Annotated in this window: 12 protein-coding genes; 7 read left to right on the top strand and 5 right to left on the bottom strand. The window is 39.0% G+C overall.

What is annotated here, in order from left to right:
• Positions 1–97: 97 nt before the first annotated feature.
• Positions 98–292 (bottom strand): 50S ribosomal protein L32, encoded by a 195-nt coding sequence (gene rpmF, locus C3V44_RS11795; RefSeq protein ID WP_002673108.1) that lies wholly within the window; start codon positions 290–292, stop codon positions 98–100.
• Positions 293–308: 16 nt separating this feature from the next.
• Complete coding sequence (locus tag C3V44_RS11790; protein WP_106096595.1) at positions 309–839, bottom strand: DUF177 domain-containing protein; 531 nt, start codon at positions 837–839, stop codon at positions 309–311.
• A gap of 907 nt (positions 840–1,746) precedes the next feature.
• Between C3V44_RS11790 and C3V44_RS11780 the strand changes: the two genes are divergently transcribed.
• From C3V44_RS11780 to C3V44_RS11745, 7 genes are all read left to right on the top strand, one after another.
• Positions 1,747–3,345 carry a sensor histidine kinase KdpD gene (locus tag C3V44_RS11780; protein WP_009410640.1) on the top strand — a complete coding sequence of 533 codons (1,599 nt, stop codon included), beginning with the start codon at positions 1,747–1,749 and terminating at the stop codon, positions 3,343–3,345.
• A gap of 48 nt (positions 3,346–3,393) precedes the next feature.
• Complete coding sequence (locus tag C3V44_RS11775) at positions 3,394–4,149, top strand: response regulator transcription factor (RefSeq protein ID WP_106096593.1); 756 nt, start codon at positions 3,394–3,396, stop codon at positions 4,147–4,149.
• A gap of 1,291 nt (positions 4,150–5,440) precedes the next feature.
• Positions 5,441–5,878: a DUF6452 family protein gene (locus tag C3V44_RS11765; RefSeq protein WP_016479154.1), complete on the top strand. Its 438-nt coding sequence runs from the start codon at positions 5,441–5,443 to the stop codon at positions 5,876–5,878.
• On the top strand, positions 5,844–6,674 hold the full coding sequence (locus tag C3V44_RS11760) for a DUF6048 family protein (protein WP_106096591.1): 831 nt from the start codon (positions 5,844–5,846) through the stop codon (positions 6,672–6,674). Before C3V44_RS11765 ends, C3V44_RS11760 begins: the two co-directional genes overlap by 35 nt.
• 17 nt (positions 6,675–6,691) lie before the next feature.
• Positions 6,692–7,312 (top strand): hypothetical protein, encoded by a 621-nt coding sequence (locus C3V44_RS11755; RefSeq protein WP_106096590.1) that lies wholly within the window; start codon positions 6,692–6,694, stop codon positions 7,310–7,312.
• A 10-nt stretch (positions 7,313–7,322) separates the two neighbouring features.
• Positions 7,323–8,204: a GTPase Era gene (gene era / locus C3V44_RS11750; RefSeq protein ID WP_106096589.1), complete on the top strand. Its 882-nt coding sequence runs from the start codon at positions 7,323–7,325 to the stop codon at positions 8,202–8,204.
• 6 nt (positions 8,205–8,210) lie between these two features.
• On the top strand, positions 8,211–8,915 hold the full coding sequence (locus tag C3V44_RS11745) for a cell division protein FtsQ/DivIB (RefSeq protein ID WP_106096588.1): 705 nt from the start codon (positions 8,211–8,213) through the stop codon (positions 8,913–8,915).
• A 79-nt stretch (positions 8,916–8,994) separates the two neighbouring features.
• On the opposite strand, the gene rfbB is transcribed toward C3V44_RS11745, so the two are convergent.
• The 3 genes from rfbB to C3V44_RS11730 form a co-directional block, all read right to left on the bottom strand.
• A complete protein-coding gene (rfbB, locus tag C3V44_RS11740; protein ID WP_106096587.1) occupies positions 8,995–9,987 on the bottom strand; it encodes a dTDP-glucose 4,6-dehydratase in 993 nt (330 codons plus the stop codon).
• On the bottom strand, positions 9,988–12,252 hold the full coding sequence (locus tag C3V44_RS11735; RefSeq protein ID WP_106096586.1) for a GH92 family glycosyl hydrolase: 2,265 nt from the start codon (positions 12,250–12,252) through the stop codon (positions 9,988–9,990).
• Between the two features lie 88 nt (positions 12,253–12,340).
• Positions 12,341–13,003: a DUF421 domain-containing protein gene (locus C3V44_RS11730; protein ID WP_016479147.1), complete on the bottom strand. Its 663-nt coding sequence runs from the start codon at positions 13,001–13,003 to the stop codon at positions 12,341–12,343.
• Positions 13,004–13,038 lie beyond the last annotated feature (35 nt).

Below are 13,038 nucleotides of genomic sequence, written 5' to 3'. Positions count from 1 at the left end.
AAGGGCGATTTGCAAATCGCCCTCACAAAGCAAAAAAAGAGAACAATATTAATATTGTTCTCTTTTTTATAATCTTATAAAATCAACTGAAGCAAATCTATTTTGCTTCTTCTGTACTATCCACAAGCACCTGTCCACGATAGTACAATTTACCTTCGTGCCAGTGTGCGCGGTGATACAAATGGTTTTCGCCAGTTGTTGGATCTTTTGCTATTTGAGGAACTACCGCTACGTCGTGGGTTCTTCTCTTATCTCTTCTTGTTTTTGATTGTCGTCTCTTAGGATGTGCCATTACTTAATTCTTTATATTATTTATCTGTTATTAAATTCTTTAAACTTTCCCAACGCGGGTCTATAGTCACTGCATTGTGTTGCTCTCTTGGAGCAAGTGCTTCCAATTTATCTAATACTGCCGAGTGCATCGTCCCATTCAAAACATCAGGGTGTACGCGCTTAGCAGGGATTGACAACACAATAAGCTCATATATATATTGTGCCACATTCAGTTGGTATTCTCCGTGAGGAAGTATCAAGATTTCTTCATCGTCATCATTATACTCTTCACCAAACTTCACCACCAAAAAAAGAGTTCCTTCTACTGCCAAGTCAAAAGGCTCATTAGAAACATCACAATTCACATTCACAGTACCTCTGTTGTGAAAATGCAGTTCCAACAAGTTGCTCTTCTTGTCTAAATCAACGATTACTTGCTGATGAATATCATTCACCTCGTCAAAATTAAACAGTTGCAAAAACGCTTTGTCAATCTCATAAACAAATTGATGTCTCCCCTGTTTTAAGCCTGCAAAAGAAATATCGTATTCTTTTAACTTTCTCATTTTCTACAAGTTTAGTAATCAATTGTTCATTTTTCAAGGTGCAAAGATACAACTTTATTTTTATATACAAACTTTTTATCTCACTTTTTTATCATAACCACATCATATCCCCTCAAAAATCTCATCTTTCATTAAGCAATCCCCTCTTCTCAAATATTCTTATCTCCGTCTTATCTCCACCTTATTTCCACCTTATCTTCGTTCATTCTTCGTTCATTCTTCGTTCATTCTTCGTTCATTTTTCGTTCATTTTTCGTTCATTCTTCGTTCATTCTTCATTGACCGTGCGACTTGCATCTGCCCGTGCGGCTCGCACCTGTCTGTGTGGCTCACACTTTTCCGTTATACTCCCCCTAGTGCCTATGGCCTAAGGCCTATCGCCTCTTCCTCTTTCTTTCGCCTCGAAACCTCTTTTTTAACATTTTTAGCCTTGTTGTATCACAGTATGAGTCAATTACTTATATACCCTTTCTATAACAATCGTCCAAGATTCGTATAAGCTTCCTATAAGCTCTCTATAAGCTAACCCCACCCTTCTCATAGCCTTTTTTCATCAAAAACTCTCCTAACTCACTTTTTATATTTTTCGTTTTTCTCCGATAACTCAGACCAGTCCGATTTGTCCGACAAGTCAGATCCGTCAAAAAACCTTTTTTATCACTACCCATTTGCTAATTTCCTAATTTTCTCATTTCCTAATTTTCTCATTTCCTAATTTTCTCATCGGTATTATTGGCATTTTTGGTATTATATTAACATTGTCGCTTCTCTTCCTTAGTAAAAACAAGGGTTTATAAAAGAAAAACCTCAGTATTTTAGCCTTCTTAAAAAGGGTACTCCTTAATCTTTTGTTAAATTTTTAAGAGAATTTGTTTTTTATATAAAATATTTGTTTTAACTTTGCCCGGTGAATAAGCGATTATACATACTCGCAGTAGTGCTCATAAGCCTTTCTCTTGTAGGGATTATTGCCATACAAGGGTATTGGATTAAATCAGCCATCGACAATAAAGAAGAAGCTTTTACTTATTCTATTCAGCAGGTACTCAACAATGTAGCTAAACAAATAGAGCAAGATGAAGTCGATAAATACGTAGCTCAAATTATCTATTTGCGCGAGAACGATAGCACCTTAAAACTCAAAGACAGTCATCTGCGAGAGTTTATCTATGTGCAAGAAAACAAACTAAGCAAAGAGACCTTTATTTATAAACACGGTATTTTAGAGGAAGATTACGCTTTAGCTACCAATCTGCGCAACCCTGTACTCATCGATGATTTGAAACTCTCCGATTCTTTTACCTTAAAGAACTATACAAACAGAGAAAGTTTCCAGCATATCAACAGAGGTAATAATATAGATAACAAACAGTTGCCTATCATAAAAGCCTACGAAAAGCTAAGTGAATTACCCGAGATTGAACGCTTAATGATAGAAGAATCATTTAAGAGTATTATAAGGCAACAAACCATTAGCGAACGAGTGTCCGTAAGCCAAATAAACACACTCTTAGAGCAGAAACTCAAAAAAAGAGGCTTGAATTTACCTTTCGAGTTTGCCGTGTATAACCGCAATATCTTATCGAAGATACACTCTAAGTACTTTGACCCTAATGAAACTAAGGAATATCGCACCTTGCTTTTTGGAGGCAATAGCTCCGACGATTCAGTATATGAATTAGCAGTAGTATTCCCTCAGCGCGAGCGCTATGTGCTATCATCAGTAATAGGGGTAGCAACCCTATCAGTAGTATTTTTACTAATAGTTATAGGTGTGTTTGTGGTTACCTTCCACCAGCTCATCACTCAGCGTCGCATTTCCGAAATCAAGACTGATTTTATCAATAATATGACGCACGAGTTCAAAACACCTATTGCCACTATGAACTTAGTGCTGGACAGTCTCAAAACACCTGTCGCCCTGCACGACCCTGAGAAAATAAAAGGATATGTAAAAATACTCAAACAGGAAAACAAGCGAATGCTGGCTCAGGTAGAAAACATTTTGCAAATATCACGTCTCGAAAAAGGAAACTTGCATTTAGAGAGAGAACCCTTGGACGTGCACGAACTTATAAGCAATGCCATAGGGCACCTACAAGTAATGCTCGACGAACGTGGAGGCGTATTGCGCACTCACTTTTTGGCAGAAAACGGCGATGTATCAGCAAACAAATCACACCTTACTAATGTATTTGTGAATGTGATTGAAAATGCTATCAAATACTCACCTAATGCCCCCGAAATAGACATTTATACTGAAAATATAAAGAATAAAATACTAATACGTGTAAAAGACAGAGGACAAGGAATGAGCAGACAGGCTATGAAACACGTATTTACCAAGTTTTATAGAGAACATACTGGCGATTTACACAACGTAAAAGGACACGGGTTAGGGCTTGCTTACGTGAAAAGTATCGTAGAATACCATCAAGGAAGCATCAATGTAGAAAGCGACAAAGGAAAAGGTAGTACCTTCTTTATCAAATTGCCGGTAATATAATTTAAGAACTTAACAATTTAATTCATAATTGCCTAAAACAATAAAAAAATGAATACAGACGGAAACTATTACAGTTCAAATGCTTCTACGAACAATAAACACATTCTCTTAGTAGAAGACGACCCCAACTTCGGCACTGTACTAAAAGACTACTTGGTAATGAGCGGCTTCGACGTTACCTTAGCTAAAAACGGTATGGAAGGCTTCGAAAAGTTTAAGAAAGAAACATACGATATGTGTATCTTAGACGTGATGATGCCTTATAAAGACGGTTTTACTTTAGCCAAAGAAATTCGTGAGAAAGATGAGAAAATACCTATTATCTTCCTTACAGCTCGTACAATGCGTGAAGATGTGATAAAAGGCTATCGCTCAGGAGCTGATGACTACCTAAACAAACCCTTCGACTCCGAAATCCTATTGATGAAAATACGTTCAATTTTGCAACGTAAAAGCATCGAAACAATGGTAGACGACAATAAGTTTGAGTTCGAAATAGGAAGATTCTTCCTCAATACCAAATTGCGTATTCTCAAATATAAGGACGAAGAACCTGTAAAACTCTCCCCTAAGGAAAATGAACTTTTGCGTTTGCTCGCCTTACACACCGATGATTTTATGTCACGTGAGTTAGCTCTTTCCAAAATATGGAAAGACGACAACTATTTCACCTCTCGCAGTATGGACGTATATATCGCAAAACTGCGCAAACTCTTGAAAAAGGACGACAAAGTGGAAATCCTAAACATTCACGGCGAAGGCTTCCGTTTGGTCGCCAATAAAGAAGCCGATGAATTTATTTAGGTAAAATAATAGTCTATTTCTTGCATATTCAAAAAATAGTCACACCTTTGTCCACGATTTCAAAAACATTTGTTTAACTAAATAAAGATGTGCACGAAGAAAAATGACCTATGTCAAATTACATATCGTATCAGTTCTACCTTTTTAGAAGGTGATGATTCGTATCATATCTGCTTGATTAGAAGAATAGTATAATATATCGAAGAGCCCGAAGCGTCCCGTTTCGGGCTTTTTGTTTTTTGAGTGAAAAATGAATGAGACTACCACCTCAGCAATTGAACAAATCACAACAAATTAAACATTTTTTAGCTACTTGTTTGAAAATCGTTTGCAAAGAAGATTTCTCTCCTTGGTAATTTACGAATATTTTGCAATACATATTTTATTTCTTAAACAAATTCACTAACCAAAGAATAGGTATCCCTACTACCATTACAACGATAGCCACTATAAAGAAAACAAAAAGTGCTATTGTTATTACGACAAAACCTAAGAATAGGTTATATTTTTTGACTTTGATCACTTTATCAATAGAGGCATTCAAGAGTCGCGAATTTATGAGTTTATTCAGGTTCATTTTTGAGCATCTTATATATTTCCTTACACCATTAGCCCCCTTTAAGGTTGCCTTCAGTTAGATTGAGCAAAGCTGAGGCTTCTTATAGCGGTATGGAAAGCCGTTTTTTTTAGGGCTTGTATTTCTTTTAAGCATTACATTTTTAGGCACGAGCCCCAATAAGCGCACCTACTTAAGACGACAAAAATAAAAATAACTCAGTAAATTAACAAATTTAAATGAAAGGTCATTTATCAATTTCTAATCTCAAATAACTTCTTTTGCCACATAAAAGTTTCTTCTTAGCTTCAGGCTATCTCTATCTTTTGTACGTTCATTGTTCGTCTTACCTTCGTCTTACCTTCGTCTTACCTTCGTCTTAGGTTCGCTTTAACTTCGCTCTCCCTTCGAATAAGCTTTGTCCATCAAGCTAATAAGTATCGATACTAAGTTGCTCTGTCACGGCATTCACATTTAAAAACAACAACCTATATATCTTGAGAATAAACTTCACAATAGTAGAAAATATTAGATGTTTTCTCATAAAAAAGTAGTCTTTGTGGCTTGCCCCCTTCCCTTCGGAAGGGGGAACGGGGGTAGGCCTTTAAACGCAAGTGTCGTGTTGCTCTATGAAGTTTTTTTTGTCATTTATAATTATTTCGTATCTTTGCACCAACTTTATTTTTGATAATGAAAAGAACTATCTTTATATCATTTTTAATACTCTCGCTTTCAATGTTGATAAGTTGTGAGTCCGACGACCTTTGCGACCACAGCGTGAATACACCTCGTTTAGTGGTGCGTTTCTACAACCAAAATAACACCCGTACGCCTTTTAGCGTAACTAACCTTACAGTTTATGGCGAAGGAAATACTACGCCTCTGGTAAGCAGTGCAACTTTAGATTCACTTGCACTACCTTTGCGCTTGGAGTCTCCTACTACCTACTTGTTCCAAACCGTAGTTTCAGGTACTACCACTAGCACCGCAACCCTCACGCTCACTTATACTCCCGAACAGTCGTTCGTAAGCAAGGCTTGTGGAGTGAAAATTACTTACAACACCCTTTCAGCTACCATTCAAGACACAAATACCTCTTGGCTAAAAGGTCTTAACATCAAGAACACTACCGTAGATAATGAAAAAAGAGCTCATATACATTTGTATCATTAGTATATGGTGGGGCTTAGGTGCAATGGCTCAAACGGCTACCCGCACGACCTCACAAACTACTATTGCCTTGCCCGAAAAACAAGAAGCCCCTGTGTACAAACAGCGGTATGGCTTGCGCGTAGGTGCCGACCTGAGCAAACTGGTACGCCCTTTCTTTGATAAGAATTACTACGGACTCGAATTGGTAGGCGATTACCGCCTAACAACCAACTACTACTTCGCTGCTGAACTCGGTATGGAAAAAAGAACTAAAAACGAAGATTTCTTTACTTACTCTACCGAAGGTCAGTTCTTACGTGCTGGTTTCGATTATAACACCTATGGCAATTGGTATGGTATGGAGAATATGATTTACGTGGGGGCTCGCTATGGCATTTCGCTCTTCTCTCAAGACCTTACCTCATATATTATCCATAAAGATAACCAATATTGGAACGAAACTATCACGGGCTCCGATCCTTCTTTCTTAAAGAAATACGACGGACGTACAGCCCATTGGTTGGAACTCGTATTGGGCATTAAAGCGGAACTCTTGCATAACCTTTACGCAGGAGCAAGCGTACGCGTAGGTCTTTTGGTGGCTCAAACGGGCAGTAGTGGTTTCCCTAACTACTATATTCCTGCCTTTGGTCGGGTATATGAAGGGAGTCGTTTTGGTGTGAATTTCAACTATACTCTCAGCTATCTCATTCCTCTTTATAAAAAAGAGAAAAAGAAAGAAGAGACAGATACCCAAAAAACTACCTCCTCTCCTACCCCTTCAGCTCCTGCTAAAAAACCAAAAGGAAGAAGATAATAATTGACAATGTTGTTATGAACAGATATATTACACTTTTTTTGCTCCTTTTTTGTAGTGTTGCTTATGCTCAAGATGTGGAGGCAATGCTTACCGAAAAAGTAAAACTCCTTGACAAAAGCTATGCTACTAAAGAATTGCAGACTTTAGCTAAAGATTTTGAAACTCTTGCGAACACAGTGCCTTCGCATTGGCTCGCAAATTACTATGCGGCTTATGTGAACATTCGCCTTGCCGACCAATCATCGGGAGGGTCTATTGACAGTTATTGCAATCTGGCAGAAAAGTACATAAAGATAGCTGAAAAACAACCCGATGCCGATGCATCAGAAATCAACGCCTTATACGCCTATCTGTATAGTGTCAAAGTGAAGGTAAACCCAATGTTTCGCGGAGCTAAATACGGTAAACTGAGTCGTGAGTATTCCGAGAAATCTATTAAAGAAAACCCCAAAAACCCAAGACCCTATCTCATTCGTGCTATTGGCATTTACTTTACACCCAAGATATTTGGTGGGGGCGTAGCAAAAGCTAAACCAATGCTCCAAAAAGCCTTAGAGAAGTTTGAACATTTTACTCCCAAAACGCCTAATCATCCTCATTGGGGCAAAGGAATGGCTGAATCAATTAACAAATAACAATTAACAAGTGCACAAAGCTGGATTTGTAAATATTATCGGGAACCCCAACGTAGGAAAATCTACCCTTATGAATGCCTTTGTAGGCGAAAAACTCTCTATTATCACCTCCAAGGCACAAACCACGCGACACCGTATTTTTGGTATCGTAAGTGGTGATGATTTTCAGATAGTTTTTTCGGATACCCCCGGTATTATCAAGCCATCGTACGCATTACAAGCCTCGATGATGGATTTTGTAAAGAGTGCTTTCGAAGACGCCGACATTCTCATTTATATGGTAGAAATAGGCGAAAAAGAACTGAAAGACGAGGCTTTCTTTAAGCGCATCAACCAGTTGGAAGTGCCTGTATTGTTGCTCATTAACAAAGTGGATACTTCCGACCAAAATGTATTAGAGGAACAAGTCGCCTACTGGAAAGAAAAAGTGCCTCGTGCCGAGATATATCCTATTTCGGCTTTGCGCAACTTTCAAACCGAAGTGGTGTTCAACCGCATTATAGAACTCTTACCCGAGTCACCTGCATTTTTCCCAAAAGACCAACTCACCGATAAACCGGAGCGTTTCTTTGTAAACGAGATTATACGGGAAAAGATACTATTGCATTACAAAAAGGAAATCCCCTATTCGGTAGAAGTAGAGACCGAAAGTTTTGCCGATAGCGAGACGATTATTCACATTCGCTCAGTGATAATGGTAGAACGCGAGAGTCAGAAGGGGATTATCATAGGTCATAAAGGGGAAGCCTTAAAGCGAGTAGGTATTGAAGCTCGCACCGATTTAGAGAAGTTTTTCGGCAAACAAATACACTTAGAACTTTTCGTAAAAGTAAACAAAGATTGGCGTAACAATGTGCGACAATTGCGCAGGTTTGGTTACGATATCAAATAAAGAAAAATGTACATAAAAAAAATCATAAAAATATTCGTTATCGTCTTTTTGCCCTTTTGTATACAGTTGTTTGCTTCAGGGCGTAATAAAACACGTACCGTAAAAGAGGTGGTGGTAGACCATCAGGACGAGAATATGTATGTAACTGATGATGCCATACGGCGCACTATCTTCAAAGACCCACAAGCAAAACACCCTATGGGACTCCTTCGTTTAAGCGAAATCGAAAAGCTCTTAGATAACAATGTGATGATTGAGAAATCGGAAGTATTTTGCACTATCGACGGCACTCTTAATGCTAAAATCAAACAGCGAGAGCCTATCGCACGCGTATACGACGGCAATGGAGTGTATTATATGGATACACAAGGAAAGAAGATGCCTCTTTCAAGTTCTTACTCAGCACGCGTGCCCATTCTCAGAGGTAATACTGAGCGCTATTGGCAAGCCTCCTATGCACTGATGCAGTTTATCCAAAACGACCAATGGCTAGCTGAGAACATCACCGAAGTATTGGTAAAGCCTAACGGAGAATATGAGTTTTTAATGCGTGTACCTCACTTTAAGGTCGTTTTCGGCAAGTTTGAAGACGAAGCGCTCAAGAAAGCAAACCTCAAAGCCTTTTACAAGCAATTAGAGAAGACTGATAAACTGAATGAATATAACATCGTAAACCTAGAATACACCAACCAAGTGGTATGTAGAAGATGAGATAATTAACAAATTATAGAATAGAAAAAACAGAGGTTACTATATAGTAGCCTCTGTTTTACCTTTTATCTTTTACCTTTTACCTATTCGCTAGGTACCATTTTACAGTTTTCCGTATACCTTCTTCAAACTGCAAGGAAGGTTCCCAACCGAGTTCATTTTTCAATTTAGTAGCATCAATAGCGTAACGGAGGTCGTGACCAGCACGGTCGGTTACGAAAGTGATGAGCTTTTCGGAAGTACCTTCAGAGCGACCTAACTGCTTATCCACCTCTTTGATGATAACCTTCACCAAATCGATATTACGCCATTCGTTAAATCCTCCAATATTGTAAGTATCACTATCTTTTCCTTGGTGGAAAATAGTATCGATAGCACGAGCGTGGTCTTCCACAAAAAGCCAATCCCGGATATTTTCACCTTTGCCATAGATAGGTAGCGGTTTATTATCTACAATATTATAGATACACACCGGTATTAACTTTTCAGGGTACTGGTGAGAACCGTAGTTGTTAGAACAGTTTGAAATCACCACGGGCAATTTGTAAGTGTTATGGTAAGCTCTCACAAAATGGTCAGAGGAAGCTTTAGAAGCCGAATACGGTGATTGGGGGTCGTAAGGCGTTTTCTCTGTAAAGAGTGCTTCGCCTATTTCTAAGGCTCCGTATACCTCATCGGTAGAGACGTGATAAAAGCGTTTGCCTTGCATATTATCTTTCCACGCCTCACGAGCCGCTTGCAAAAGGCTCAAAGTACCCATCACGTTTGTTTTCGCGAAGATAAAAGGGTCTTCAATACTTCTATCCACGTGACTTTCGGCAGCGAGGTGAATAATCCCATCAATGCGATGTTCAGAGAAGAGGGCTTTCATACGCTCGTAGTCGCAAATATCCGCTTGTATAAAAGTATAGTTAGGGGCATTGGCTACATCGGCAACATTCTCTAAGTTGCCAGCATAAGTAAGTTTATCTAAGTTAAAAATGTGATAGTCGGGGTATTTGTTTACAAATAGCCTCACGACGTGAGAGCCGATAAATCCAGCTCCTCCTGTGATTAAGATGTTTCTTTTCATTTATTTGTTTGTCATTTCAAAAACTAATTCACCGCCTTTCAGAAGGTCTTGGTGAGAGAGATGCCATTGAGAATATTCCTTACCGTTGAGTTTTACAGATTGGATATACTTATTGTCTTTAGACACATTTTTAGCAATGATTGTAAAAGTCTTCCCGTTAGGCAAGTGTATGGTTACTTTATCAAATAGTGGACGACCGAATTGATACTCGGTTGAAGCTGGATTCATAGGGTATAAGCCCATAGCACTCCAAATGTACCAAGCCGACATCTGTCCGCAATCCTCATTACCACTAAGTCCGTTAGGGGTAGTGTTGTACTGAGTTTGCAAGATGCGATCTACCCAATATTGGGTTTTCTTAGGTTGTCCTGCTACGTTGAACATATAGGCAATATGGTGACTGGGTTCATTACCGTGCGCATACTGACCTATGAGTCCTGAAATATCAGGAGAGGTGTTTTCACCGGTGATTTCAGAACTTTCGGTAAAGAGTTTTTCTAAGTGTGTTACAAAAGGTTCATTGCCTCCAAATAGGCTGATAAGTCCTTGTACGTTGTGAGGCACAAACCAACTGTGTTGCCAAGCGTTACCTTCGGTATAGTCGGTGTTTTCGCGGTGGTCGGAGCGTTTAGGGTCAAAAGGCGTGCGCCATTTACCATCAGTGCTTTTACCGCGCATAAAGCCCGTTTCTTTATCAAATAGATGAGTGTAGGCTTCTGAGCGTTTGGTAAAGAAGGCAGCGTCTTCGTTTTTACCTAAGGCTTTAGCCATTTGCGCTACACACCAGTCGTCGTAAGCGTATTCAAGGGTAATGGTAACTGATTCGTCTACCCCTGCGTTATAAGGTATGTAACCATATTTTTTGTATGCTTTAAGTCCCCGTGCGTCTTGCATCATTGTAGTTTTCATTGCCTCATAAGCCTTTTCAGCATCAAAACCACGTACGCCTTTTAGGTAGGCTTCGGCAATCACTGCTACCGAGTGATAACCCGTCATTGTATTGGTTTCATTGCCGTAGAGCGTCCAAACGGGCAACACTTTGTGCACTTGGTAGTAAGCTAACATTGAGTTGATAATATCAGCAGTTACTTTAGGTTGCAAAAGGGTAAGCAGTGGGTGCTCGGCGCGGAAAGTATCCCACAGAGAAAGGGTAGAATAAGCTGTGCCTTCTGTTTTTGCAATCTCATCGTTTTGTAGGCGGAACTGACCATTTTTATCAGAGAAAGTTACAGGCGCTACTTGTGCGTGATAGAGGGCAGTATAGAAAATAGTTTTAAGAGAATCAACAGGAGTTTCTACTACTATACTGCTAAGAGTCTTTTCCCATTGTTGTTGTGCTAATGATTTGGTTTTATCAAAATTAGGAGCGTTGTATAACTCCAAGTTATCTAAAGCATTTTCTTCACTTACTGACGAAACGGCTACTTTTACCTCTAACTTCTCATTAGTATTATCAAAGAAGATTTGCCCTGAGGTAACACCATCTTTGTGTTTTTGATAGGTAATATTTTTTATAGGCTTAGAAAACTGAATCGCAAAGAACACTTTTTGGTTTTCAGCCCAGCCAGTACTATAACGATAACCTGTGATAATATTGTCGTTGTTATTAGCGTCTAACTTCTTATCCGATTTGCTAAAAGAAGTTTTGGTAGGGCTATCCCAGTTGATAGCAAATCCCAAGTTCAATAGTACTGATTGTTCAGCGCCTTTTTCAAAAGTATAACGATGTACGGCATAACGTTGTGTCGCGGTGAGTTCTACATTCACTTTTGGGTCTTCTAAATACACTTGGTAATAGCCAGGTTCTGCTTTTTCGTTCTTATGGCTATATTTTGATTTGTAAGGCACCATATCGCGAAACTCTTGGGCATTCACAGGATATTGCTCTTTGCGACCGTATTTCAGTACGCTGAGGTCGTATTCTTTAGTAGTAGGCATTAGCAAGATGTCGTTTAGGTCTCCTATACCCGTACCACTGAGACTCAAATGTCCAAAACCTACCATAAGGCTATCGGAATAGTGGTAACCAGAGCACCAATCCCAGTTGCTGAGCCCATTCACTGGGCTCACTTGTATCATACCGAAAGGCGTAGTTGCTCCAGGGTAGGTATGTCCGTGTCCGCCTGTACCAATAAACGGGTCTACATAGCTGATAAGCGGTTTTTGAGGGGTTTGTGCTTCTTGCTCAGAAGCTATTTTAGATTGATTACAAGCCCCTAATGCAAAAGTAGAGGCTACTAAAAGAGTAATATGTTTTAACTTCATTGTAATAGCAATTAAGTATTTTGGGCAAAGATAATAAAATAACAACGAACAGCAAAATGTTTTTGAGGGCTTTTCTTTCTCATTGTTACTAAATATAGGGTATAACTTTTATCTGAGCATTTTCGTATTCTGCTAAAAATACCTCAGAAGGATTGCTGTATCCTGCCTTTTGTAGCTCTCCAAGTAGCCATTCTTCGCTTTTATCCACATCTTCCAGTACACTTTTTTGGATAATCCCATCGGTAATGACAGGATATTTGGGGTTTTCTTCTCCTGCCAACACGATAATGAGTTCTCCATTCTGTTCAAGTACCGCTCTTTTTACCTCTCTGATATAGTATACCCCTTCTTTGCGCAGTTTGAAAGCGAGTTCGTGTGCTGTAATTTTAGCTTTTTTGCAGGCAGCTATATCTATCTTACCTCGATTGATAACAATCACAGGAGCGCCGTCTATAAACCTCCTAAAAGCTTGGTTTTTAGTTTTTAACTGACGTAATCCTATGATAAGAAATGCCCAAATAGCCAATACGATAGCAAACTGAAAGATACTCACCGATGGACTGTAAATCACACCTCCAATAATACCCCCAAGTACGTAATTTTGCACCTGATCCATTGCCGAACTCGGTGCCAAATTACCCTTGCCCGATTTGTTGATGATTAAGGCAAGAGCTAACAATCCTAAAAGCAATTTTAGGAATACATCCAAATAAAAAAACTCCTCGGATTCAATATAAGGAATTGTATACATAATGTTAATCAGAAAATTAGTAAATTAGCAAATGG

Origin of the sequence: Capnocytophaga sp. oral taxon 864 (assembly GCF_002998835.1) — a bacterium.
GTDB lineage: Bacteria > Bacteroidota > Bacteroidia > Flavobacteriales > Flavobacteriaceae > Capnocytophaga > Capnocytophaga ochracea.
The sequence above is the reverse complement of the archived record's forward strand: the minus strand, read 5'-3'. Positions and strand labels throughout refer to the sequence as shown.